Below are 23,634 nucleotides of genomic sequence, written 5' to 3'. Positions count from 1 at the left end.
CGCTCAAGGCGCAGCCGACCCGATCGTCACGCTCCACACCGCCGGTTCGGGACGGCCCGGGCGACTTCGAATTCGATCCGATCCTGGTCGGCCCACTTGGACACGCCTGCCGCTGCCGCTGTTTCATGAGTGGTCGCCCGGTGAACGTCCGCCGTGGCCAGGGCTGACCTGCGGGCTCGGCTGCTTCATTTGTCGGTGCACGCGGCTGAGCTGCTGAAACGGACCCATGAAACGCCTCTGGGCAGGACGAGCCTGAACTGTCGGCGCCGCCGACCTGGCGGAAGGCGGCGGCGATGCCGCGCTGGGCGCTCCGCCGCCCACGGGCGCCAGGCCCGCCACGCGGCCACGTCAGGGCGTCCCGATGGGCTTGGACGATGAAAGGTTCACCTGGCTGAAGTGGCCCGGGCCTGGCTGGCCCGGGCCACTTTACGGTTTCGACGCGAAGCGCTGCCCGGTCAGGTGATGGTCCGCCAGTTGTTCAGGAACGGCCACTTGACGTCGAGATTCACCAGCTCGATGATCCGGCCGCCGGAGCCGAAGATGAGGCGCTCGTTGTCCTTGTAGTAGCTGAACTTGGTGGGCTCGCTGTTCTCGATCTCCAGCGAGACGTCATCGAGGTCGCTCTTGAACCGTTCGGGCAGGAACGCCTGATCGGCCAGGCGAGCGGTGGGAATGGTGAAGTTGAGGCCGTCGAAGAAGGTGAACAGGCCGCCGCGCACCGCGAAGTGCCGGACCCTGGCGGTCGGGCCGCTTCCGATGTTGAGGTCGCTGATGCCGTCGTACGGGGTGGGGATCGCGAAGGGCCCCGAGATGATGCCGGAGTCCTCGAAGACGATCGCCTGGTTGCCCTTGGTCCAGGTGTGACGCCAGCGGAAACCGGGACCGCTGAAGGAGATCCCCGCCGAGTCCACGTCGTGGGTGAACTGCTCGGGCAGGAACGGCCACTTCTGCCTGATCGAGGCCGGCCCCTGGATGAGCCCGAAGTCGTTGAAGATCGCGTACTGGTCGCCGATCAACGCCATGTGCTTCCACACGTTGCGCTCGTTCACGGTGGTGACCGCGTCAAAGTCGCGCAACGCCGACGCGGACCCGGCCGCCCGATTCACCTCGGCTGAGTCGGCCGCCAGCGCGGACGCGGGTACGGCTCCCCCACCCAGCACGGCTACGACCGCCAGCAGAGATATCAGCCACCATCGTCGGGGCCGCGAACCTACGTGATTGTGGTGCACTCTGCGCTCCATTCATCCGGCCGGGCTTTTGCCCGGCGGTCGGGAGCTATTCGCATGAAATCCCCGAAGCGGATGAGTGCAAGCCTGGGGAAGATCTGCCCCTTGGTACCAGCAGACCCGCCCCCGCCGTTCGCCGCCGTGATGGTGGCGGTGTTGGCCGAGCCGGGCTGGTATCTCGGCGGATAATGGCGGTCTGGCGGGTGTGGAAGCCGGGCCGAACCTCAGCGGATATCAAGGGGGCCTTCGTGGGTGAGCAGACGCCGGCAGGGCGGACCGGCCAGCCGGAGGTCGACAGCGCCGCCCGGCTGGAACACACCACCGCCGTGCTCGGCCAGACCACCACCGCCTGGGCCGCCGAGGCCAAAGCCCGCGACGCCCTGACCGGTTCCAGCCACGACGGGCCGGAGCGCGATCGGTGAGCGCACCCGTCATCCCGCTCCGGCACGCCGGCGGCCTCGCCACGGCCGCCGCGCAGCGTTATCTTGCCCGAGCGGGGTGGGGCGGCCGTTGCGGGCGAACATGCGCAGTAGGTCGTAGGCGCGCACCTGGTTGGTCACCAGCGACCCGGCGACCCGGGTCATATCCGCCCACTGGGTAGCGATCTTCTATCGGTTGATCTTGCTGCGGACGATCGCCTCCAGCGGCCCGTACGCCGGCGTCGTGCCGTCGGGCAGGTCGGCGCGCCAGAAGCGCTGCTCGCCCAGGTCGGCGAAGCAGGGCGACCGCAACGTGATCCGGCTAGCGTGGCCGCTTGGAGTCCAGAAGGGCATGCCACACGGCGCCAGCGGGAACGGTGACGAAGGCGAGCCACGGACTCCAGACCAGGAGCAGGGTCAGCACCGCATCCACCAGGATGTTCCTGCCGTACCCGAAAGATTCGCGCAGGTAGGAAGCCGCCCCGCGCGGCCTGGCATCCTCCTGAGTCGGTAATGAAGATCCCAGGAACGCCACCATGCCGAACGTCCCGACGGCGATCACCATGATGGGGATGTGGGCGCCGAGCCCCAGCCAGGCGGCGTCGCGAAGCTGGGCGTTCAGGAACAGCACAACGCCCAGCCGGGCCAGCTCGATGAGAGCTGCGGAGGTCAGGTTCAGAACCGCGTTCGCGGGTCGGGCCGTGTCGGGATGTGCCAGGTATTTCGCCAGAGGCGAGGGCGGTACAAGCAGCAGGGGCGCGATCACCAGACTGAGGACGGCCAGCACCACGCCGCCCAGCAGCGCGACCCATGAGATCCCGAACAAGAAGACGGCCACAACGCCGAGGACGAGGAACGGCAGCGCCGTGGTGACCACGCTCACTCGCGACCGGGTGAGTGCCAGGCCGAATACGCCTAAGTCTCTTGGCGGCTCATGTTCCATTCGTAGACCTCTCTTGGAGCATTCATCGATCTCCGGCCAGCCCTTTCCACTGTGGGCTGGCCGTGTCCCCGCCATGTCCGCGCCGCGTCACGTGTGTGTCACAGCCGCGCCGCGTTCCCACCCCCGCCCGGCAGCCGCCGTTTGACACGCCAACGTCCTCGGATCTCCGCCTCCCTCCCCCACACCAGCGCGTACGGCAGCGGCTCCAGATCGGTGACCTGCTGTGGCGCTGGAGCTGGGCGGTCGCCGTGCTCGCTCTCGCGGGCAGCGCGCTGATGATGATCGGCGGGCTCACCGGCATGCTGGCCGCGGTGGGCTGGCCAGGCCGCGGACCGGCGCATACGCCACCGAGGCGCTCGGGTGGCCGGCGATCGGGGGTGGGCGCTGGCCGTCGCCGGGCTGGCGGTGGGGCAGGCCGTACAGGCTAGGCGGCGATCTTCGGCGGGGATCCCTTGAACGCCCGCACCACGAGCACGACACAGGTGACCGCGATCCAGGCGGCGAGCACCACCCGGGCGGCAGCCGACACCACGGGCAGCGAATGGTAGACGGAGTGGGGCAGCGTTTCGGACAGTGTCACGGCGAAGAGGGCGAGGGCTTCGAGCGCCACCAGCGCGCCGCCGATGGCGCCGATCACCCCGGCCGCGGCGCTGAGCCGCCACAGCGCGAGCGCGGCCACGCAGACCATCACGCCCATCAGCACGCCCGGAACGACCGCCACGAGCAGCGCGGGAAGGCCGTCCCCGGAATCCAGGGCGGTGGCCCAGAACAGCAACACCAGCGCCAACGGCACCAGCATGGCCATGCAGATTGCCGAGGCCACGCTGTGGCGCCACAGCGCGAGGGAGAACGCCGGGACGAACAGGAGCGCCGCCCCGAGGGTGATGATGGTCAGCACGGGCATCCGGGTGACGGCATGGCCGAGCAGGGTGAGCGAGATGAGGCCACCGAGGGCCAGCGCCAGCACCGAGGCGATCAGGTGGACGACGTCGGCGGGCGAGCGCTGGACCTTGGCCGGCGGCTGCCACGGCGGAACCTGCGGCCCCGGCGCGGGCGGCAGCCGCAGCGTCCCCGCGACCGGCTGAGGCTGAGGCGGCACGTCCTGAGGCCGCACCGCTGGGGTCGGCTCGGCCTGAGTCGGCACTCCCTGAGGCGGCGCGGCCTGCGTGGGCACGATCTGAGGACCGGACGGCGCTCCGGTGAGCTGAGCCAGCAGACCGTCGGCCGTGGGGCGCTGCGCGGGGTTCTTGGCCAGGCAGGCATGCAGCAGCGGCCGGATCTCGGCCGGCACACCGGACAGATCCGGCTCAGTGGTCAGGATCGCGTGCATGAGGGACGGCATCGTGTCCCCTCGGAACGCCTGCTCCCCCGTGGCCGCGAACACCATGGTGCTGACCCAGCTGAACAGGTCGGCGGCGCCGGTGAGGGCGCGGCCTTCGAACTGCTCGGGCGCCATGAAGGCCGGGGTGCCCATGATGCTGCTGGTGGCGGTCTGGTCGTGTGCGCGGGCGATGCCGAAGTCGATGACGACCGGGCCTTCCGCACCCATGATCACGTTGCTGGGCTTGAAGTCGCGGTGCACCACCCCGGCCCGGTGGATCGCCGCCAGCGCGGTGAGCGTCGCCACGGCCAGGCGTTCCAGCCCGCTGCCGAACCGCACGCCCTCGCCCTTGACCAGCCGCTCCAGCGACGGCCCCGCGATGTACTCGCTCACCATGTACGGCCGGCCGTCCTCAACCCCCACATCCAGCACCCGGGCGGTGCAGAACGGCGCCACCCGGCGCGCCGCCTCGGCCTCACGCAGGAACCTGCGGTGCATCTCCTCGTCCACCACCTGGGCGTGCAGCACCTTCACCGCCACCTGGGCACCGGCGGCGTTCTTCCCCATATAGACCGATCCCTGCCCGCCTCTGCCGAGCACGCCGCTCAGCTCGTAGACGGCTATCTGACCGGGATCGGAGGACGCGAGGGGCAGCACGCAGACGACCTTAGTGCTCCTTCCTCCGCTGCGGCCATCGTGCCCCGGCTTGCCTCCCCGACCGAAGCGCCCTCGTTTGTGCCAGTCGTCCGTTCACCAGGAGGAACCCACGTGCTGGACGCCGCCGTTCACGCTTATCTCAGGTCGGCCGCCGGAGAGGGTGCATCCAGTAGCACGGTGCGTACGCTGCCGCCCTTGCCATGAACCCGGGCGTGCTCGCCAGCGCTGCCGGCCACCGTCCGCCGTCTCCACCGCGCCTGCAGAAAAGCCCATCGTCCCAACGCCCTGGCTCTGTGCCTGCTCGTCCCAACGACCCACGGGTCATCTGCAAGAAGGGGCGCCGCACCCTGCCCTGGAGCGGCAGGCGCCGCCCACAGGGGACGGGGTGGCGCCACCGAGGGTGGAGAAACGCGGTCGAAGCCTGATCAGCGCCTCTTGGGAAAGGCGGCGCGCAGTGCGGAGCCGCGGGTGATGATCGCGACCCGGATGACGGGCAGCATGCAGACGACCTGCGTCACGGCGTACCACAGCGGGCAAATCCCCGGGATCAGATCGACGCCGATGATCGCGATCGGCATGATGACGGTGAGGGCATTCACGCGCTCGAAGGCCCGTCGAGATCCCCGGGAAGCGGAGACGGTCATCCGGTAGATCAGCACGGCGACCGCAGGCAGCAGGGCTGCCCGGACCCACATGAACGTGTTCACTATGTGACCGCTGCTCGACACCACAATGACCGCCAGCAGGGCGATGGCGCTGAGTGCGCCGTAAACCTTGATGCTGTTCTTCGCCGTGTCGAAGGCCCCTTGGGTACGGGGATTGTTGGATTCCATGCTCAGCGACGCTACGAAGCGCTTGGCCGAGGCGGTATCGGTCCAGGCACACGGGTGGGTGGGGCCAGACCCACTCCTTGGCCGGTCAGGGCAGTGGCGCGCTCCGCGCGGTGCACAGTGGAAGCATCGAATGGAGAGGCGAAGGAAGAGGCATGCGGCAGTTGGGTATCTGGGCGGGGCGCGTTGGCGTGGGGTTCGTGCGGTCGTGCGTGGTGGCGGTCGTCACCATGCTGGTCCCGGCCGTGTGGGCCGTGGCCGTGGCGTGGGCCATCTGGTGGGGTGCGGGGAACCCATGGTCGTGGCTGGGGCCGTTCGTGCTGGTGTGCGTGGGCACCCTCGGACTGTCCCGGCCGGTCTGCCGGATGGTCCGTTCGCTGGTGGCGAGGTGGACGGGCACCTTCATCCCCGCCGGGTACCGGGAGGCTGGGCCGGTGGTGCGGATGTCCACCGGGTACTGGTGGAACGGCTTCTCCTACGAGCGCAGCCGCCGCGATGCCGTCCTGGATCAGAAATGGCGGGTGCGGTGGAAGGATCCCGCCGTCTGGCGTGACGTGCGGTTCACTGGGATCGTGCCGTTCGCCGCGGGCGTGGTGGCGTCCGTTCCGCCGGTCGGCGTGGTCGCGGCGGTCCTTGGGCTTGGCCAGGGGATACTCGGCTTGGTCGTGGCCATCGCCACAGCCCCCTACGCCTGGCGGCTGCTCGTGCCGGTGGCTGTCCGCTTCCTGCGCCCGTCGCGCGCGATGACGATGACCGAGCGGGTGGAGGAGTTGACCGCCCAGCGCGCGGACACGACGGTGGCCCAGGCCGCCGAGATCCGCCGGATCGAACGGGACCTGCACGACGGGGCGCAGGCCCGCCTGGTCACGCTCGGACTCGCGTTGGCGACCGCGGAGAAACTGATGGAGACCGACCCCGACCAGGCGAAGGCGCTGATGCGCGAAGCGCGAGGCGGTGCCGCCGCCTCGCTGGCCGAGCTTCGCGAACTGGTCAAAGGGATCAGCCCGCCGGTGCTGAACGAGCGGGGGCTCGTCGACGCCGTCCGCGCCCTGGCTCTGGACGTTCCCCTCGACGTGGCCGTCAGCGCCGACGCCGGACTACGCCTGGACCCGCCGATCGAGGCCGCCGTCTACTTCGGCGTCGCCGAGCTGCTGACCAACGCGGTCAGACACGCCCAGCCGTCCCGGGCGCGTATCTCCCTCTCCCGGGACGACGGCGATCTCATCGTCGAGGTCGAGGACGATGGGCCGGGCGGGGCCAATGTGCGCGCCGACGGCGGACTCGCCGGTCTGCGTCGCCGCCTGGCGGTCTTCGACGGCGCCCTGGAGGTCAGCAGCCCGCCGGGCGGCCCGACCCGTGTGAGAATGGCACTGCCATGCGACTCGTTGTAGCCGAAGACCTCTATCTCCTGCGCGAGGGGATGGTCCGCCTGATCCAGGCGTACGGGCACCAGGTGGTGGCCACGGCGGCCACTGGCCCCGATACGCTGGAAGCGCTACGGAGATGGCGCCCGGACGTGTCCGTCATCGACGTACGCATGCCGCCGAACCAGTCTGACGAGGGCCTGCGCGCGGCCCTCGCCGCCCGTGCCGAGATGCCCGGGCTGCCGGTCCTCATCCTCTCCCAGCACGTAGAGCAGCTGTACGCCCGGGAGCTCCTGGCCGACGGCTCCGGCGGCGTCGGCTACCTGCTGAAGGAGAGCGTGTTCGACGCCGACCAGTTCATCGGCGCGCTGGAACGCGTCGCGGACGGCGGGACCGCCATGGACCCGGCGGTCATCGCCAAGCTGCTGTCCGGCAGTTCCCCGAGCCGCGGACTCGAGCGGCTCACCGAACGCGAGCACGACGTGCTGACTCTCATGGCCGAGGGACTGTCCAACCAGGCCATCGGCCGCCGCCTTTTCCTCAGCGACAGCGCCATCAGCAAGTACACCACCTCCATGTTCGGCAAGCTCGGCATCGTCGACGACGAAGACACCAACCGTCGCGTCCGCGCCGTGTTGGCCTATCTGAACAAGCCCTAGCTTGATCGGGCGGCTGGCACGTTCACCGGACCCACTCATACCCGTCGAACACGCCCTCCGCCCTGCCCCGGTGCATTTGCCACACCCGGCAGGCGGCAGGAGCTACAGCGTGGCGTGTTCCCGGCGGCCGCGACCCGCTGAGCGGGTGTCAAGGTCGTCCACCTCCGGGCTGATGTCGACCTCGTCGCGCCTCTCCTCCATGCGCAGGGCGAGTCCGAGGGCGAAGAAGGTCGGGGCCCATTGCCCGATGAAGATGCCCCAGCGGTCGGCCCGGTCGATGCCGGCGGCCTCGGCGTTCTTGGACACCAGCCACGACGCCATCGAGGCCCCGATGGAGGCGAAGCCCGCCGTGTACATGAGCGATGACTTGATGCCCATCTTGTGCAGTGTGCCGATCATGTGTCCCCCTGTGCGTGTGCACGGGGGTACTACCCGCACCGAGGGACGCGGATCCGCCGATGCGGGGCATTTGGGCATGTCTTGGCCGTCTGCGAGGCGCCCGCACGGAACACTGCCGGGGCCCGGCGCTCATCCGCCGTGTTCATCTAACGACCGAATGCCGAACGCTGCCGGACAACCTCCCCAGGGAGGCCGATTCAGCCTGCATGTCCGTGTCTCGCGTTCATCTGGCCGTTCATTTTCCGCCAGGTGCGATGGTGGGTCGTGAAGTGGATCAGGATCCCGGAGCGGCGGCTCAGGTTGAGCAGACGTTCCCAGTCCTTCCTCGGCCTGGTGGTTGTCGGGGTAGGGCCGCCTGAGGCGGGTTCGCGCCGGTTCGGGACCTGAAGGTTTCCTGGACGGCCGGGGAAGTCCGATGAGCTGCGAATTCTCCGCCGGCACCGGCCAGAACGTGACCAGCACTTGGCACCGCTTGGAATACAGGGTGCCGGAAGTCGGTTAGAGTCGAGTGGCCGCTGTGGTTAGTGTCCCCCGGGCCGCAAATTACCGCCTTCACGGAATACCGTTCGGCTGGAGCCGTGTTGTGCCTCTCGCCGAGGAGGCGACCGCCACAGCGGCCTTAACGTCCTAGCAGGCGCCCCACCTTGAGTGGGGCGCCTGTTTTCGTGGGGTCCGGGGCGAAGAGGCCTTAGGACGCTGATGGCTGCAGCGCGGCGGCGATGTCGGTCTCGATGGCTTCGACGGCGCTGATCACGCCATAGGCCAGCAGGTGGGTGGTGCAGTGGTCGCTGAGGCGGCGCTCACTGGCCCGCCATTCCGCGACGTCCGCGTCGGTGAGGGCGTCGGGGGCCAGACCGGCCAGGATGGCGACCTTCGCGCCCGCCCGGCCACCGCCCTCCAGCGGGCCCAGGGCCTCATCCAGCCACGCACCGGCAGGTACGCGCCGGCCGCGGTGGGCGGTGATTGTCGCGGTCACGATGTCCGACGCCGCCGGGGAGAGCAGCGCGGCGCCCTGGCCCGCGACCGCCGTCAGCGCGGCGTACGCGGCGCCGATCGGGGTGCCCTCGGCCCAGGCGGGTTCCTCCAGAGAAGGAAGGCCGTCGAGCAGCGCCAGGGTGGCGCCTGGCTTGAGGTCCCCGGTGTGGTCGCGCAGCACGGGCGCGTCCTCGAACGCCGGCGGGTCCTCGGGGTCCAGCGTGCCTGGGGTCAGGCCCGGGGGCAGCATCGCCGCGGCCACCCGGTTGATGAAATGGGTGAAAAGGACCGTGCCGACTAGTTCGGCGGCTGTCTGGCCGGTGAACGGGGGCTCGCCCGGCTCGCGTACGCCGGTGGACGAAGCCCAGGTGAGCAGCGCGCCGAGCCGTTCATCGGCCGGATCCTCACCACGCTCGACGGCGTCGGCGAGCGCGCCCGCCCCCAGCCGCCGCACCACGACCACAAGCGTCTCGATCTCGTACGGCAGGCCGTTGGCCAGCGCCGTGCCCAGGGCGGCCACGGCCTTGTCGAGCATCGGGGCCGCCCCGGCCAGCTGTGCCTCCCGCATCAGCGACCAGCCGGCCGCCATCAGTTCCTCCGAGCGTGACAACATCATCACCGCGGGGCCGATGCTGCTGAACTCCCTGTTCACCTGCGCGTACACCTCGGCGACCAGGCCGCGGGCCCGCTCCGGACGGACAGGACTGATATGGCGGACAAGGGAAGACATCCCTGAAGCTCCTCACGATCGTGCGAGTGGAGCCTCGATCCTCGCCGCCGGCCCCCGGCGCGTCGTCGCACCGGGGAAGGCATCCGGCGGTGGTAGTGCGGCTACGACGAGGGGCGTACCTACCGCATCAGAGGAAAACGCGGGCGATGTCGAGCCATTTCTGGGCGTCCTCGCCGACTGCGGTGAGGTCGGTCTCGGCTCGGGACCCCGGTCAGTTCGACGCGGAACGGCTCCGCCGGAGGAGGCAGCTGGGCGGCGTAGAAGGACAGGTCTCGTCCTACCACTCCCCGTGAGGCCACATGCCGGAGCCGGGCCGTCGGGCGGTGCGGGACACCCAAGGCGTCGAGAACGTCCTGGCCGTGGGCCCAGGTCTCCATCAGCCGAAGAGGCACCATGAGCTCCGCGGTCAACTGCGCGCCGTACCAGGGAAATCCATGATCGAACGGCACGTCACGGAGCCCTGCGGCGGCCTCAAGGTCGGCGTGTTGGCTGCCTGCCGCTTCCACCTGCTTCAGCACGGCGTCGAACGCCTCCGGTGTCCGCAGGGCGATGAGAACGTTCGCATCGGCCGCGGCGAGATGAGCGATCTGGTGGGCGATCGTCCAGCCCGCCGCGGGTGTGGGCTGGGACCAGTCGGTTTCCGCAGATCCAGGGCGTCCAGCTCATCTCCTTCGGCCACCAGGTCGGGCAGAGCCTGTTCGCGCTTCACGGCGGACAGGTCAAGGCCGTAGTTCAACATCGGTGTCACCTAAGGTTGCCGGTCACACCTTTGCCCGCGGTTCGGGGGTCTCCAGTTCGCGCCGGGTGAGCACCAAGGGGCCGTCGTCGGTGATGGCGATCGTGTGCTCGGAGTGGGCCGTGCGGGAGCCGTCGGCCGAGCGGATGGTCCAGCCGTCGGCGTCGTAGACGATCCGATCCGTCGTACGCGCGAACCAGGGTTCGAGCGCGAGCGTCAGCCCCGGCCGGAGTATCAGGCCGCGGCCCGCCCGGCCCTTGTTGGGAACGTGGATCTCCTCGTGCATGGTACGGCCGATGCCGTGGCCGCCGAACTCGGTGTTGACCGGATAGCCGTGCTCGCGGGCCACCGCCCAGACGGCCGCCGAGATGTCACCCAGGCGGTTGCCCGGCCGTGCCGCCTCGATCGCCGCCTCCAACGCCGCCTCGGTGGCGCGGATGATCCGCAGGTCCTCCTCAGCAGGGGTGCCGACGACGAACGTACGCGCCGAATCGGCCACCCAGCCATCGATGCCGACCGCGAGGTCGGCGCTGAGCACGTCCCCGTCGCGCAGCGTGTAGTCGTGGGGCAGGCCGTGCAGGACGGCGTCGTTGACCGACAGGCAGATGACGTTGCGGAACGGGCCGCGCCCGAAGGACGGCGCGTAGTCCCAGTAGCACGAATCCGCCCCGCGCCGTTTGATCATGCCGCGCACGTGGCGTTCCAGGTCCAGCAGGTTGACGCCCACCTCAGCACGGCGGCCGACCTCGGAGAGCACCTCGGCGACGAAACGCCCGGCCACATGCATGCGCTGGATCTCCGCAGGCGTCTTCAGTTCGATCACGAAAACCTCGCGTCACAGGGGTTGGTATAGTTATACCGCAACCCTAACACTTGCCGGTATAGTAATACCAACCCTATGCTGGGGGCATGGTCCGCCAACCGCTCACACCCGAGCAGATCGAAGCCGGCAGACGTCTCGGCACCCTGTTGCGTCGCGCGCGAGCGGAACGCGACCTGGCGGAAGTCGCGCACGCGGCGGGCATCTCGCCGGAAACCCTGCGCAAGATCGAGACCGGCCGGCTGCCGTCCCCCGGATTCGGCACCATCGTCCGCCTCGGCGAGGCACTCAACCTGCCGGTGCAGGAACTGGCGGCCACCTGGCGCGGCAACCACCTACCGCTGGAAGCCGTCTCGTAGCCCCGGACCTCCAACGTCGCCGGTCACGATGGCGACATCCCTGGGGAAGATTCGGCTCCCTGGATTAGGCACCCGGGGGCGAATGGCTGCTCAGCACCGTGGCCGGCGAAGCGGTTCCGCGACTTCCGGCCGGGCAGATGCGCGGACCGCCGGGAGCCGAAGCGGCTGGAACCCATCCAGTACGGCGGCGGCGAGCCTCAGCAGGCTGACGCACGCCCCCGACCGGCACGAGAGCCTGAGAAGCATGATCCACAAGACGTCGTTTCGGAATATTCGCGGAATGATCAACGTTGCAGCATGCGGCCGGCCGCGCTCCGGCGCAGATCAGGAGACGATTTCGCACGCGAATCGATATTGCACATCGAGTGGGGCGCCTGCTTTATGGTGGGGTGCGCCGGAGCGAGATCGATTCAGGAGACCTGTTGCTGTACCAAGTGGTCAAGTTCGCCGCCACCCCCCTCGCGAACGTCATGTGCCGCCCGCACATCTCGGGTGGGTCGAACGTCCCCAGGACCGGCGGTGCCATCCTGGCCGCCAACCACCTGTCGATGATCGACTCCTTCCTGCTGCCCGCGCTGCTGCCCCGCCACGTGACCTTCGCCGCCAAGAGCGAGTACTTCTCCGGCAACCCGGTCTCCCAGTGGTTCATGCGCCTCGGCGGCAGCCTGCCCACCGACCGTGACAGCGCCCACGCCGCGCAGGCCATGCTCGACGCCGCCGCCGAACTCCTGGAGAGCGGCGAACTGTTCGGCATCCACCCCGAGGGCACCCGCTCCCCCGACGGCCGCCTATACCGGGGCAAGATCGGCGTGGCGTGGCTGGCGCTCAAGACGGGCAAGCCGGTGCTGCCGGTGGCGCTGTCCGGCACCGACAAGGTCATGCCGGTCGGGGCCAAGGTCCCGCGCCCAGCCAAGATCGGGATCACGATCGGCGAGCCGATGCGCTTCGAGGGCGACTACAAGAGCGCCCGCGACCGCCGCCGCGTGACCGACGACATCATGTCCGCCATCCAGAAACTCTCCGGCCAGGAGTATGTGGCCCAATACGCCGCCAGCCTCAAAGCCGCCTCGTAGACGGCCGTCTCGTTCTCATATCCCCCGTTCACCCCGCCCATCCGCTACGGCGCCCATCCGTTACGGCGCTGTCCCGTTGTGGTAGCTCTTCGTCACGCCGCCCATCCGTTACGGCGCTGTCCCGTTGTGGTAGCTCTTCGTCACGCCGCCCATCCGCTACGGCGCTGTCCCGTTGTGGTAGCTCTTCGTCACGCCGCCCATCCGCTACGGCAAGCCACCCCACCCCCACCCGCCGCCGTGCGCCGACGCCGATCGTGGGGGTCGCTTCTCACGTCGGACAAACGCACCGCCGTAACGGCCCAAGTGGACCTGCGGCGCCGTCAAACCCACGTAACCCCGCAGCCCCGTGACAACCGGCACAGGTCCGCATAGCGAACGGCCGGAGCGGGATTTCCCGCCCCGGCCGGCCCCCGCGTGCTAGGTGTAGTTCTGGACCCGGACGTAAGCCGTGCAGTTGACCGCCGAGACCCGCACGTCGTAGTACCGCGACGGGTTCAGCCCGGTGATCTTGGTGGAGCGGGAGATCGGGAACGCCCATCTACCCCCGAAGTAGCGCTCGGAGCCCGTGGTCCGGTCCGTGTACCAGAAGTGCAGGTAGCACGACGCGACGTTCACCGCGGCGTAGCGGACGTAGAGCCACCCCTCCGGGTTGTGCGGTTCGATGGCGCCGGACTGCGAGCCGGCCTGGTTGACCACGCAGTCGAGGATCACGTAACTGGGGGCGCACCAGCGCCACCCCCAAGGGTCGGCGCTGGCCGGCGCCGGGTTCGCGGTGAACAGGGCCGCGGCCGTCGCGAGCGTCGTCGCGAGCACGACCAGGGTCCGCTTGATGCGTTTGCGCATGTCTCTCCCCGTGCTGTCGAGCAGGTGTGAGCTACCGATCGAGGCCAGCGAAAGGGATCTCCAGGGTGAGCGGCAACGGGCCACGAATTCTCCGCACAAGGCCGCACAAAAGGCCCGCCGCTCCGCCACTATGGGTGCGATGTCGCGCCAGGTTCGCGGAGGATGGCATGCCCGATGGCTTAGATCGTCCCGACCCCAACCGGGACACCACCCCCAAGGACCCCAACCCGGACCGGGACACCACCCGCGAGGAACCCAGTCCCCGCCGGAACGCCTCCCGCGAGAGCCCCAACCCCGACCGGGACACCTCCCCGAAGGAACCCAACCCGGACCGGGTCGCCGCCCGCGACCAACCCAACCCCCACCGGAACGCATCCCGCGAGGATCCTGCCCCGGACCAAGACACCTCCCGAGGGGCCCCGGACCCAGTCACATCCCGTGAGGATCCTGTCCCCGACCGGGTCACCGCCCGCGACGAACCCAGCCCCCACCGGCGCACCCCGCGCGAGGTACCCGACCCGGACCCGCGCAGCACGCGCGAGGACCCCGGCCCGGACATCGCCCGCGAGGAACCCGACCCCGACCGGGTAGCCACCCGTGAGGATCTGGCTCGGGAGCTGACGCTTCTGCGTAACACCGCGCGAAAGACGATCAGGGAGCTGGGCAAGGCCGTCGATGTGCCCTACGGCACGCTGGGCGGGTGGTTTCGCGGGGCGAACGTGCCGCTGGCCTCGCAGGCCGATCAGTACGAGAAGGTCCTGCTCACCTGCGGCGTCACCGACCCGGGCCAGCGTGAGCGATGGGTGCGGGCACTGCTGCGGGTACGGCGGGCGCCGGGTCGCCGCTCGGCCGACCAGGCGCCGCCGTACCGGGGACTGGAGTGTTTCCGGCCCGAGGACGCCGGCTGGTTCTTCGGGCGGCAGGAGCTGACCAGGCGGCTGGTCGACCAGGTGTCGCCGGGGCTGACGATGGTGGTGGGGCCGTCCGGGTCGGGTAAGTCGTCGTTGTTGCGTGCCGGGCTGATCCCGGCCCTGCCGTCGTGGGTGCTGCTCAATCCCGGCGAGAGCCCGTACCCGCGGGCGACCGACGGGGTGGTGATCGTCGACCAGTTCGAGGAGATCTTCACCGCGGCCCTCACGGACGGCGAACGGCTGCGCTTCATCGGCGAGCTCACCGAGCTGGCCGAGGCGGCCCCGGTCGTGGTGGGCATGCGGGCGGACTTCTATCCGCACGCCCTGCGGTACCCGGCGCTGGCGGGCGCGCTGCAGACGCGTCAGCTCGTGGTGGGGCCCATGAGTGAGAGCCAGCTGCGGCAGGCCATCGAGGGTCCGGCCCGCCGGGCCCGCCTCGACATCGACACCGGGCTGGTCGAGCTGCTGCTGCGCGAGATCGCCCCGCACGAGGCGGGCACGCTCCCGCTGCTGTCGCACACCCTGCTCGCCACCTGGGAGAACTCCCGCGGCCGCCGCATGACCGTCGAGCATTACCGGGCCAGCGGCGGCCTGCAGGGAGCGGTGGCGGCCACGGCCGAGTCCGTCTACGCCGAGCTGACGCCCGCCGAGCAGGAGCTGGCCCGGCAGGCGTTCCTGCGGCTGACCCACATCGGTAACGACACCGCCGACACCCGCCGCCGGGTCACCCGGGGCGAGCTGGCCGGGGAGGCGTGGCCGGTTTTGGACCAGTTCGTACGGCGCCGCCTGCTGACCGTGGACGCCGACACCGTGCAGATCAGCCACGAGACCCTGCTGTCGGCGTGGCCGAGGCTGCGCTCGTGGATCGACGCCGACCGGGCCGGACTGCGCGTGCTGCGCCAGCTCACCCAGGCCGCCCAGTCGTGGGAGGCGGCCGAACGCGACCCCGGCGCGCTCTACCGCGGCGGACGGCTGGAGGCGGCCCGGGAGTGGACCGCCGACCCGGTGCACCACGCCGAGCTGAACCCACTGGAGCGCCAGTTCCTCGACGTCAGCCTCCAGCAGCACCGGCGCAGGAACCGCCACCTCTACCAGCTGCTCGCCGCCCTGACCGTGCTCGCCGTGCTGGCGGGCGGGCTGGCCGCGTACTCGCAGTGGAAGAGAGTGGAGGCCGACCAGGCGCGGGACATGGCGATCTCGCGGACCATGACGATGACGGCGGCCCGCCTTCGCGGCACCGACCCCGTGCTCGCCGCCCAGCTCGCGGTGGCCGCCTACCAGCTCGCGCCGACGGTCGAGGCGCGTTCAGGCCTGGTGGAGGCGGCGGGCGCGCCCGCGGTCACCCGCATGGTCCGCCCGAGCCGGGCGCTGCAGGCGGTGGCCGCCTCACCGTCCGGGCGGCTGCTGGCCGCCGCGGGCGCGGCCGTGACCGACAGCGGCGTCCTGCTGTGGGACCTGTCCGACCCCCGCCATCCGGTACGGCTCGGCCCGCCGCTCACCGGGCATACCAGCTCGATCTACGCGGTCTCCTTCAGCCCGGACGGCCGCATCCTGGCCACGGGCGGCAAGGACCGCACCGTCCGCCTGTGGGACGTGTCCGACCCGGCACACGCGAAGTCACTGGGCACCCCGATCAGCGGCCCCGCCGACACCGTCTACGCCCTCGACTTCAGCCCCACCGGCCAGACACTGGCGATCGGCAGCCGCGACGGCACGATCCGTCTCTGGGACCTCCGCACCTCCACCCTCACTCCCCCACTCACCGCCTCCACCCCGGCAGAAGGCCAGAGCCCCGCCAAGACCGTGAAAGACGCGGAGGGCACAGAGGGCGCAAGACACGCGGAGAGCGCGGAGAGCGCGGTGCGGGCGTTGGCGTTTCGGGCGGATGGGCGGGTGCTGGCGGTGGGGAGCGGGACCGACACCGCTGGGTCGCTGCAGCTCTGGGACGTCGGCGATCTGAACGCCGTCCGCCCCGCCGGTCCACCGCTGCCGTTGCCCAGCCGGGTCAACGCCCTCGCCTACCACGGCACGCTGGTCGCGGTCGGCAGCAACGACGGCTCGGTGCGGCTGTGGGACACGACCCGCCCGGACCGGCCGGCACCGTTCGGGCGGCCGCTGGTCGCCGAGGTGAGCGTGTGGGTGAACGTGGTCTCGTTCAGTTCCGACGGCCGCCTGCTCGGGGTCGGCAGCGCCGACAACAGCGCGCGTGTGTGGGAGGTGGCCACGGGGCGCGTGGTCGGTCTGCTGCCGCACCCGGAGCCGGTGACGGCCGTGCAGTTCAGGGACGGCGACCGCCTCGTCGTCACCGGCGGCGCCGACGGCGTGGCCCGCGTCTGGGACCTTCCCGGACCGGTGATCAAGGCGAGCGAGCACCCGATCGACAACGTCGCCTTCCGCGGCGGTTCCACCCTGCTGGCCGCCGCCGCGGGTGACATCACGCTGTGGGACGTCGCCGGTCGCCGTCCGTCGCCGGTGAGCCCGCCGCTGACCGCGCCCCCGCCGTACGACCGGATGGGCAGCACGGTGGCGATCAGCCCGGACGGTCGCACGCTGGCGGGTGGCACGCGGCTCGGCAACGCCGTACTGCTGTGGGACATCACCGACCCGCGACGGCCGGTGCGCGGCGCGACGCTGCTCGGCCCGGCGGCGCTCGTGCAGGGTGTGGCCTTCAGTCCCGACGGCGGGCTGCTGGCGGCGGGCAGTGACGACGGCACGGTGCGGCTGTGGGACGCGCGCACGTGGCGGGCGCTGGCCACGCTGAACCCGGGTTCGGGGCAGGTCTTCGCGGTCGCGTTCAGCCCGGACGGGCGGCGGCTGGCGGCGGCGACGCAGGGCGGCGTGGTGGCGCTGTGGGACGTGCGTGATCCGGCCGCGCCTGGGCGGGCGACGTCGCTGCTGACCTCGATGGGCGACGACGTGCGTTCGGTCGCCTTCAGCCACGGCGGCGGGCTGCTGGCGGCGGGCAACGCGTCGGGGACGATCCGGCTGTGGCGGCTGGACGGCGCGGCCGGGCCCGTGCTCGCGGGTGAGCCGCTGACCGGGCCGGACGGGCGGGTGTTCGCGGTGGCCTTCGACCCGCGCGACGGCATGCTGGCGGTGGGGACCGGGGCAGGCCAGCTGTGGCTGTGGGACATCGCCGACCCGGCGGTGCCGGTGCTGCGGGTCGCGGTCAACAGTCCGGGCGAGAGCTACACGGAGCTGGCCTTCAGCGCGGACGGCGGCATGCTGGCCAGTGCCGGAGGCGACGTGCGGCTGTGGGAGGTGGATCCGGCGCGGATCACGGCGAGGCTGTGCCGGGAGTCGGGGGACACGATCACCGAGCCGGAGTGGCGCAAGCACGTGACAGGCGTCGCGTTCCGGCCGCCCTGTCCTGCGTGAAAAATTTGCTGATTGCGCATCTTTTCTGATTCGGCAAGTTTGTGTAGGGTGGAGTCGTGGGCGAAGGACTGCGGGAGCGGAAGAAGCGAGAGACGCGCATCGCGCTGAGCTGGGCGGCGATCCGTCTGTGCGTGGAGCGGGGGCTGGAGGAGGTGCGCGTGGAGGACATCGCCGCCGAGGCCGGCGTCTCCCCGCGCACGTTCAACAACTACTTCACCGGCAAGGCCGAGGCGATCGCCTACCGGCACCGCGAGCGCATCGAGCAGATCGCGGCGGAGCTGCGGTCCCGCCCGGCCGCCGAGCCGATCTGGGAGGCGATCACCGGGGCGGCGCTGGTCAGGTTCGGGCTGGGACTGGACAGGACCGCGCAGGACGTGGACATGCGGCAGTGGGTGTCCGGGCTGCGCCTCATGTTCGCCGAGCCGTCGCTGCGGGGCGAGGTCCGCAAGGCGGGGGCGCAGGCCGAGGTGGAGCTGGCCGCGGCGGTCGCCGACCGTACCGGGACGGATCTGGCCGGGGAGATGTATCCGCGGCTGGTCGCCGCCGCGGTGGTGGCCGCCGTGGACGTGGCCATGGCTCACTCACTGCGCCCCGGTACGCACGTCCCGGTCACCACGTTGCTGACCGACGCCCTCAAGCAGATCTCCGCCGGGCTGCCCGCCCCGCGTCCCTAGAGGACAACACCGTCGAGTGACCGGCCGTGCCACCGGTCGATCCGTCATGCCTTCGAGGAGGAAAGCCATGTCTGCCGATGTCGTCATCGCCGGGGCCGGTCCGAACGGGCTGATGCTGGCCTGCGAGCTCAGCCTGGCCGGGGTCCGGCCGCTGGTGCTGGAGCGGCTGCCGGAACGCGGCCGCGACAACCGCGCCAACGGCCTGGTCGGCCAGGTGGTCCGGGTGCTGGAACGCCGCGGGCTCTACGCGCGGCTGACCGGCTCCGGGGAACTGCCTCGGCCCGCGCCCGGCTTCGTGTTCGGGGCGATGCCCCTGGACCTGAGCGTGCTGGAGGACAACCCGATCTACCTGCTGCCGGTGCCGCAGCTGCGGATCGAGCAGGTGCTGGAGGAACGCGCCGTCGAGCTCGGCGTCGAGATCCGGCGCGGCCACGAGATCACCGGCCTGACCCAGGACGGCGACGCGGTCACGGCCGACGTCACCGGACCCTCAGGCGGCTACCGGTTGCGCGCCCGCTACCTGGTCGGGGCCGACGGCGGCCGCAGCCTGACGCGCAAGCTGAGCGGGATCGGCTTCCCCGGGGTGACCAGGGACGGCACGATCACCCGCGTGATGCACGCCACGGTGCCCTCGGCGATGCTCGACCCGGCCACCGGCGGGCTGAACGTCCCCGGCCACGGCCACATCCCGCCGCTCACGCACCACCGCACCGAGCGCGGGGTGGTGGCGTACGCGGCGTTCCCCGGCCGGCCGCCGATGCTGACGACCATGGAGTGGCCGGACGACCCGCCCGGTGAGGAGCGGCCGCCGACGCTGGAGGAGATGCGCGCCAGCCTGCGCCGGGTGCTCGGCGCCGACCTGCCGATCGGCGAGCCCGCCGGGGACGGGCCGTTCGTCCGGCGTGCGCAGGTGGGCGTCAACACCCGGATCGCCGACCGGTACCGGGCGGGCCGGATCCTGCTTCTGGGCGACGCCGCGCACGTGCACAGCGCGATCGGCGGCGCCGGGCTCAACCTGGGCCTGCAGGACGCGGTCAACCTCGGCTGGAAGCTCGCCGCCGAGATCCTCGGGTGGGCGCCGCCCGGGTGATCGCCCCGGGCAGCGAGGTGAGCGCGCTGCGGGTGCTGTTCGGGGAGCTGCTCGGCGACAGCCGTACCGTGCGGCACCTCGCGGGCACGCTGGCCGGTGCCGACCTGCGCTACCCCATGGGCGGGTCCGGCGCCCACCCCTGGACCGGCCGCTGGGCGCCGGACCTTGAGCTGGACACCGCGGACGGCCCGGTCCGGCTGGCCGAGCTGACCACCGGCGGGCGGCCGTTGCTGCTGGACCTGACCGAGGACGGCACGCCGGCCGACGAGGCGGCGGACTGGCACGACCGGGTGGACACCCTCCAGGCCCGTCTGCGGGGCGCGGCGGGCGTGACGGGCCTGCTGCTGCGTCCCGACTGCCACGTCGCCTGGGCCTCGGCCGCGCCAAGGCCGGACGCCCAGGAGCGGGAGGAGCTTCACGCGGCCCTGTCACGCTGGTTCGGAGCGCCGCTCGCGGTAGCGGGCCGCGCGGGCTGAGGGGGGGGGTCATCTTCTGGTCCAGGCGGGCTGGGCGACGTCGAAGACACGTTGTTCGCGGCCGCGCAGGCAGACCTCGGCGAACTGCCACAGGATCGCCCCCGTCGGCGCGTGCACGAGGATCGCGGGTCCCAGCGGCATCTGCAGCAAGGGCCCGCGCCAGCGCGGCACGCCGGGCGCCAGCAGCCGCTCCAGCGGCACCTCGTGCACGGAGGCGACCTCGCGCGGATCGGGAACGGCCCGCTGATCGCCCCCGAACGCCACCACCGGAGTGATCACGAACCCGGAGTCGGTGACGAAGTCGTCCAGCAGCCCCGCCACCCGCACCCCGGTGATCCCGGTCTCCTCGGCCAGCTCGCGCAGCGCGCCCCGCACGGGCTCCTCGCCGTCGTCCAGCCGCCCGCCCGGCAGCGCCCACTGCCCCGCGTTCCGCCCGCGCGGCGCACGCTTGATCACGATCAGGTACGGCTCGCGCCCCTCCAGCACGCACACCGTGACCGCCGCCCCGCGCAGCCCCTCGGCAGGCGGCGCCGCCCGGCGCTCGAACCCGTCCAGGTTGGCCCGCACCCTCGCCTCTAAAGCCTCGAACGCCTCGAACACCGGCCCAGGATCTCACCCCGCCCAGGCTCAGGGGGCGGCGGGCCGTACCGGGAAGGCGAGGGAGAGCTGGTGGAAGGCGCGTTCGGCGGCGGCCACCGCCTCGGGGTGAACCACCTGAGCGGTCCGGCCGAGGGAGAGCTCCAGCCACGTGCGGCGGGCCAGCACCCGCTGCGCGGCCAGCATCTGGGCGGCGAGCAGCGCCGCGGACAGCTCGTCGTAGCGCGCGGTCAGGGCGTCGGCGAGGGCGCTCTCGTCGGCGGCGACGTAGACGGCCACGCGGGCGGCCAGGCTGGGCGTGTCGAAGACCATGCGGTGGAAGGCGAGCACGGCGGGGTGGTCGTTGAGTCCGGTGACGGGGTCGCGGCGGTCCAGTCCCGCCAGGAAGTGGGCCCGCAGGGCGGGCAGCGGGTCGCCGCCGGCGGCGCGCACGACACGGGCGGCCTCGCCCTGGTGGTCGGCGATGCGGTGGACGACGAGGTCCTCCTTGGTGGCGAAGTACTTGAAGAGCGTGGGTTTGGAGACGTCGGCGGCGGCGGCCACCTCGGCCACGGACACCTCGTCGAAGCCGCGCTCCAGGAACAGCGTGATGGCCGCGGCCGAGATCGCCTCGTGTACCTGCTGCCGCTTGCGCTGGCGTAGTCCCGTCATGCCACCATGTTAACCTGGTAAATACCTTAACCGAGTTAAGGGAGTTGGATGAGCGCGCTGGACCAGGAGCGTGACTACGTCGAGACGTGCCGCGCGGGGCTGCGGCGCATGCTGGCGGGGGCGCGCGAGAACGTCATCATCGGCGAGAGCGTGGCCGGCGACCGCTACAGCGCCGAACGGCTGGGCCGCTACCTGAAGAGCCTGGCCAAGGAGCTGAGCGAGGAGCCCGACGGGCCGCCGTTCTTCGGGCGGCTGGCCTTCGGCCGGGGCGAGCACCGCGATCGCTCCTACTACATCGGCCGCCGCCACATCCCCGGCGAGCACGGCGGCGTGCCGCTGGTCATCGACTGGCGGGCGCCGGTCTCGCGCGCCTTCTACCGGGCCGGCGCCCGCGACCCGCAGGGCGTGGCGACCCGGCGCCGCTACGGCTGGTCGGGGCCGCGGCTGACCGGGTTCGAGGACGAGGACCTGGAGCGGGGCGAGCAGGGCGGCAGCGCGATCCTGACCGCCGAGATCGAACGGCCGCGCGTGGGCCCGATGCGCGACATCGTGGCCACCATCCAGCCCGAGCAGGACGACCTGGTCCGGGTGGAGGTGGGCGAGTCGGTGTGCGTGCAGGGCGCGCCCGGCACCGGGAAGACGGCGGTGGGGCTGCACCGGGCGGCGTACCTGCTGTATGCGCACCGGGCGCGGCTGGAGCGCTCGGGCGTGCTGGTGCTGGGGCCCAACCGGGCCTTCATCGGCTACATCTCCGCCGTGCTGCCCGCGCTGGGCGAGGTTGAGGTGGAGCAGACGACGCTGGAGGAGCTGCTGGGCGGCGCGGAGGTCCGGGCCGCCGACCCGGCGCCCGCGGCGGCGGTCAAGCACGACGCGCGGATGGCCGAGGTGCTGCGCCGGGCGCTGTACGGGCGGATCGCCCGGCCGGTGGAGCCGGTCGTGGTCAGTGACGGGGCGGCGCGGTGGCGGGTGTACGAGGACGAGCTGCGGCGCATCGTGGACGACACGCGGCGTGAGAGCCTGCCGTACCTGACCGGGCGCGAACGTGTGCGCTCGCGGATCCTTCAGCGCGTCATCCGCCAGGCCGAGCTGCGCGGGCACCTGATCAACACGGCCTGGACGAAGCGGATGGGCCGGCAGGTCACGCCGTTCCTGGACGCGGTCTGGCCGGCGCCCAAGCCCGAGCAGGTGCTGGCCGACCTGCTCACCGATCCGGCGCGGGCGGCCGGCGGCGTCCTGGAGGAGCACGAGATCGAGGCGATCACCTGGGCGCGGCCGCCGCGCTCGTACAAGAGCGCCCGCTGGTCGGCCGCCGACGCGGTGCTGCTGGACGAGCTGGCCGGGCTGCTGGAGCGGCCGGCGGGCTTCGGGCACGTGATCGTCGACGAGGCGCAGGACCTGTCGCCGATGCAGTGCCGCGCCATCGCCCGGCGCAGCGAGCACGGCTCGCTGACCGTCCTCGGCGACCTGGCCCAGGCCACCACGCCGTGGGCGGCGCGCGCGTGGGCCGCGCAGCTCGCCGCGCTCGGCAAGCCTGACGCGCGCACGGTCGAGCTCACCACCGGCTTCCGCGTCCCGGCCGCGGTGGTGGAGCTGGCCAACCGGCTGCTGGCGGCGCTGGAGGCCGACGTGCCCGCGACCCGCTCGTTCCGCCGCGACGGCGCGCTGAGCGTACGGGAGGCCGCCGACCTGCCGGGAGCGGTCGTGGCCGCGGTGCGGCGGGCGCTGGAGCTGGAGGGCTCGATCGGGGTGATCGCCGCCGACCCGGCCGTGGACGGGCTGCGCGCGGCGCTGTGGGACGCCGGCCTGGACGCCACCCTCGTCGAGCCGGGGAGCGGCGGCGACCCGGCGTGCCGGGTCAGCCTGGTGCCGGCCTCGGCGGCCAAGGGGCTGGAGTACGACCACGTGATCGTCGCAGAGCCCGCCGAGATCGCCGAGGCCGAGGCGCGCGGGCTCAACCGGCTCTACGTGGCGCTGACGCGGGCCGTCTCCCGGCTGGACGTGCTGCACGCCCGCCCGCTGCCCGGCCCGCTGATCACCGCAGACTCGACAGGACGTGCGCGTTCGGTGTGAGATGAATCCAAGACACGCATGTCTTTCGGGGGTCCATACCTAGGGAGCAGTCCTATGACCACACCCCAGAATCCGCCCCAGGGCGACGATCCGAACGCCCGGCCGCAGTGGTCGCCGCCGCCCGAGCAGCCGGGACCGGCTCCTCCCTACGACCAGCCGTACGGCCAGGCCCCCTACGGCGCCCCGCCCAAGAGCGGCTCGGGTGTCCAGATCCTGTCGATCATCGGGTTCGTGTTCGCCGCGATCGCGCTGCTGTTCATCCCGATCCTGTTCGGCCTCATCGGCATCGTGCTCGGCATCGTCGGCCACACCCGGGGCGAGTCGCTCGGCAAGTGGGCCGCGGTCGCCTCCGGCGTCACCATGATCCTCGGCATGCTCATCGGTTTCCTGGTGGTCCGGAGCATGACCGGTTGACCTTGTCGTAGCGTCAAGG

Annotated in this window: 23 protein-coding genes and 1 pseudogene; 11 read left to right on the top strand and 13 right to left on the bottom strand. The window is 71.5% G+C overall.

What is annotated here, in order from left to right:
• Positions 1–455: 455 nt before the first annotated feature.
• On the bottom strand, positions 456–1,160 hold the full coding sequence (locus HNR40_RS34345; protein WP_184968818.1) for a hypothetical protein: 705 nt from the start codon (positions 1,158–1,160) through the stop codon (positions 456–458).
• A gap of 314 nt (positions 1,161–1,474) precedes the next feature.
• Between HNR40_RS34345 and HNR40_RS34340 the strand changes: the two genes are divergently transcribed.
• Positions 1,475–1,648: a hypothetical protein gene (locus HNR40_RS34340; protein ID WP_184968816.1), complete on the top strand. Its 174-nt coding sequence runs from the start codon at positions 1,475–1,477 to the stop codon at positions 1,646–1,648.
• A gap of 9 nt (positions 1,649–1,657) precedes the next feature.
• On the opposite strand, the gene HNR40_RS53780 is transcribed toward HNR40_RS34340, so the two are convergent.
• The 5 genes from HNR40_RS53780 to HNR40_RS34320 form a co-directional block, all read right to left on the bottom strand.
• Entirely contained in the window at positions 1,658–1,831 is a 174-nt protein-coding gene (locus HNR40_RS53780; RefSeq protein WP_312896627.1) for a Tn3 family transposase, read from the bottom strand.
• A gap of 3 nt (positions 1,832–1,834) precedes the next feature.
• Positions 1,835–1,957, bottom strand: a complete 123-nt coding sequence (locus HNR40_RS56645; RefSeq protein ID WP_281395610.1) for a hypothetical protein — start codon at positions 1,955–1,957, stop codon at positions 1,835–1,837.
• Between the two features lie 10 nt (positions 1,958–1,967).
• A complete protein-coding gene (locus HNR40_RS34330; protein WP_184968814.1) occupies positions 1,968–2,528 on the bottom strand; it encodes a hypothetical protein in 561 nt (186 codons plus the stop codon).
• 484 nt (positions 2,529–3,012) lie between these two features.
• Positions 3,013–4,566 (bottom strand): serine/threonine-protein kinase, encoded by a 1,554-nt coding sequence (locus tag HNR40_RS34325; RefSeq protein WP_184968812.1) that lies wholly within the window; start codon positions 4,564–4,566, stop codon positions 3,013–3,015.
• A 425-nt stretch (positions 4,567–4,991) separates the two neighbouring features.
• Positions 4,992–5,399 carry a hypothetical protein gene (locus tag HNR40_RS34320; RefSeq protein ID WP_184968810.1) on the bottom strand — a complete coding sequence of 136 codons (408 nt, stop codon included), beginning with the start codon at positions 5,397–5,399 and terminating at the stop codon, positions 4,992–4,994.
• A gap of 152 nt (positions 5,400–5,551) precedes the next feature.
• Here HNR40_RS34320 and HNR40_RS34315 point away from each other — a divergent pair, with 152 nt between their 5' ends.
• On the top strand, positions 5,552–6,787 hold the full coding sequence (locus HNR40_RS34315) for a sensor histidine kinase (RefSeq protein WP_184968808.1): 1,236 nt from the start codon (positions 5,552–5,554) through the stop codon (positions 6,785–6,787).
• Positions 6,772–7,419 (top strand): response regulator transcription factor, encoded by a 648-nt coding sequence (locus HNR40_RS34310; protein ID WP_184968805.1) that lies wholly within the window; start codon positions 6,772–6,774, stop codon positions 7,417–7,419. Before HNR40_RS34315 ends, HNR40_RS34310 begins: the two co-directional genes overlap by 16 nt.
• Positions 7,420–7,521: 102 nt before the next feature.
• Here the strand turns inward: HNR40_RS34310 and HNR40_RS34305 are convergent, their stop codons facing one another.
• The 4 genes and pseudogenes from HNR40_RS34305 to map all read right to left on the bottom strand — a co-directional run bounded on the left by HNR40_RS34305 (position 7,522) and on the right by map (position 11,082).
• Positions 7,522–7,818 (bottom strand): hypothetical protein, encoded by a 297-nt coding sequence (locus HNR40_RS34305; RefSeq protein WP_246509736.1) that lies wholly within the window; start codon positions 7,816–7,818, stop codon positions 7,522–7,524.
• Between the two features lie 688 nt (positions 7,819–8,506).
• On the bottom strand, positions 8,507–9,523 hold the full coding sequence (locus HNR40_RS34300; protein ID WP_184968802.1) for a hypothetical protein: 1,017 nt from the start codon (positions 9,521–9,523) through the stop codon (positions 8,507–8,509).
• 119 nt (positions 9,524–9,642) lie between these two features.
• Positions 9,643–10,155: pseudogene (locus tag HNR40_RS57460) on the bottom strand (maleylpyruvate isomerase family mycothiol-dependent enzyme); the annotation flags it as partial.
• A 129-nt stretch (positions 10,156–10,284) separates the two neighbouring features.
• The gene (map, locus tag HNR40_RS34290; protein WP_184968800.1) at positions 10,285–11,082 is read right to left on the bottom strand and encodes a type I methionyl aminopeptidase; all 798 of its coding nucleotides are present in this window, start codon (positions 11,080–11,082) and stop codon (positions 10,285–10,287) included.
• Positions 11,083–11,168: 86 nt separating this feature from the next.
• Between map and HNR40_RS34285 the strand changes: the two genes are divergently transcribed.
• Complete coding sequence (locus tag HNR40_RS34285; protein WP_184968797.1) at positions 11,169–11,438, top strand: helix-turn-helix transcriptional regulator; 270 nt, start codon at positions 11,169–11,171, stop codon at positions 11,436–11,438.
• 422 nt (positions 11,439–11,860) lie between these two features.
• Positions 11,861–12,511, top strand: coding sequence for a lysophospholipid acyltransferase family protein (locus HNR40_RS34280; RefSeq protein ID WP_246509735.1), 651 nt, complete (start codon positions 11,861–11,863; stop codon positions 12,509–12,511).
• Positions 12,512–12,928: 417 nt separating this feature from the next.
• On the opposite strand, the gene HNR40_RS34275 is transcribed toward HNR40_RS34280, so the two are convergent.
• Entirely contained in the window at positions 12,929–13,354 is a 426-nt protein-coding gene (locus HNR40_RS34275) for a hypothetical protein (RefSeq protein ID WP_184968795.1), read from the bottom strand.
• A 167-nt stretch (positions 13,355–13,521) separates the two neighbouring features.
• Here HNR40_RS34275 and HNR40_RS34270 point away from each other — a divergent pair, with 167 nt between their 5' ends.
• The 4 genes from HNR40_RS34270 to HNR40_RS53775 are packed head-to-tail and all read left to right on the top strand — an operon-like array spanning position 13,522 to position 19,883.
• Positions 13,522–17,643 carry an nSTAND1 domain-containing NTPase gene (locus HNR40_RS34270; protein ID WP_184968793.1) on the top strand — a complete coding sequence of 1,374 codons (4,122 nt, stop codon included), beginning with the start codon at positions 13,522–13,524 and terminating at the stop codon, positions 17,641–17,643.
• A gap of 56 nt (positions 17,644–17,699) precedes the next feature.
• Positions 17,700–18,317, top strand: coding sequence for a TetR/AcrR family transcriptional regulator (locus HNR40_RS34265; protein ID WP_184968791.1), 618 nt, complete (start codon positions 17,700–17,702; stop codon positions 18,315–18,317).
• Between the two features lie 16 nt (positions 18,318–18,333).
• Positions 18,334–19,407, top strand: a complete 1,074-nt coding sequence (locus HNR40_RS34260; protein WP_446685793.1) for an FAD-dependent monooxygenase — start codon at positions 18,334–18,336, stop codon at positions 19,405–19,407.
• Positions 19,389–19,883 (top strand): aromatic-ring hydroxylase C-terminal domain-containing protein, encoded by a 495-nt coding sequence (locus HNR40_RS53775; protein WP_221341171.1) that lies wholly within the window; start codon positions 19,389–19,391, stop codon positions 19,881–19,883. Before HNR40_RS34260 ends, HNR40_RS53775 begins: the two co-directional genes overlap by 19 nt.
• A 9-nt stretch (positions 19,884–19,892) precedes the next feature.
• On the opposite strand, the gene HNR40_RS34255 is transcribed toward HNR40_RS53775, so the two are convergent.
• Positions 19,893–20,483, bottom strand: a complete 591-nt coding sequence (locus HNR40_RS34255) for an NUDIX hydrolase (protein WP_184968789.1) — start codon at positions 20,481–20,483, stop codon at positions 19,893–19,895.
• Between the two features lie 27 nt (positions 20,484–20,510).
• Positions 20,511–21,131 (bottom strand): TetR/AcrR family transcriptional regulator, encoded by a 621-nt coding sequence (locus HNR40_RS34250; protein ID WP_184968788.1) that lies wholly within the window; start codon positions 21,129–21,131, stop codon positions 20,511–20,513.
• A gap of 48 nt (positions 21,132–21,179) precedes the next feature.
• Between HNR40_RS34250 and HNR40_RS34245 the strand changes: the two genes are divergently transcribed.
• On the top strand, positions 21,180–23,201 hold the full coding sequence (locus HNR40_RS34245) for a HelD family protein (RefSeq protein WP_184968786.1): 2,022 nt from the start codon (positions 21,180–21,182) through the stop codon (positions 23,199–23,201).
• Between the two features lie 54 nt (positions 23,202–23,255).
• Positions 23,256–23,615 carry a hypothetical protein gene (locus HNR40_RS53770; RefSeq protein WP_221341170.1) on the top strand — a complete coding sequence of 120 codons (360 nt, stop codon included), beginning with the start codon at positions 23,256–23,258 and terminating at the stop codon, positions 23,613–23,615.
• The last annotated feature ends 19 nt before the right edge of the window (positions 23,616–23,634 follow it).

The sequence above is a fragment of the Nonomuraea endophytica genome, from assembly GCF_014203235.1.
GTDB lineage: Bacteria > Actinomycetota > Actinomycetes > Streptosporangiales > Streptosporangiaceae > Nonomuraea > Nonomuraea endophytica.
Note: the sequence above shows the minus strand (reverse complement) of the source record. Positions and strands in the feature narration are given on the sequence as shown.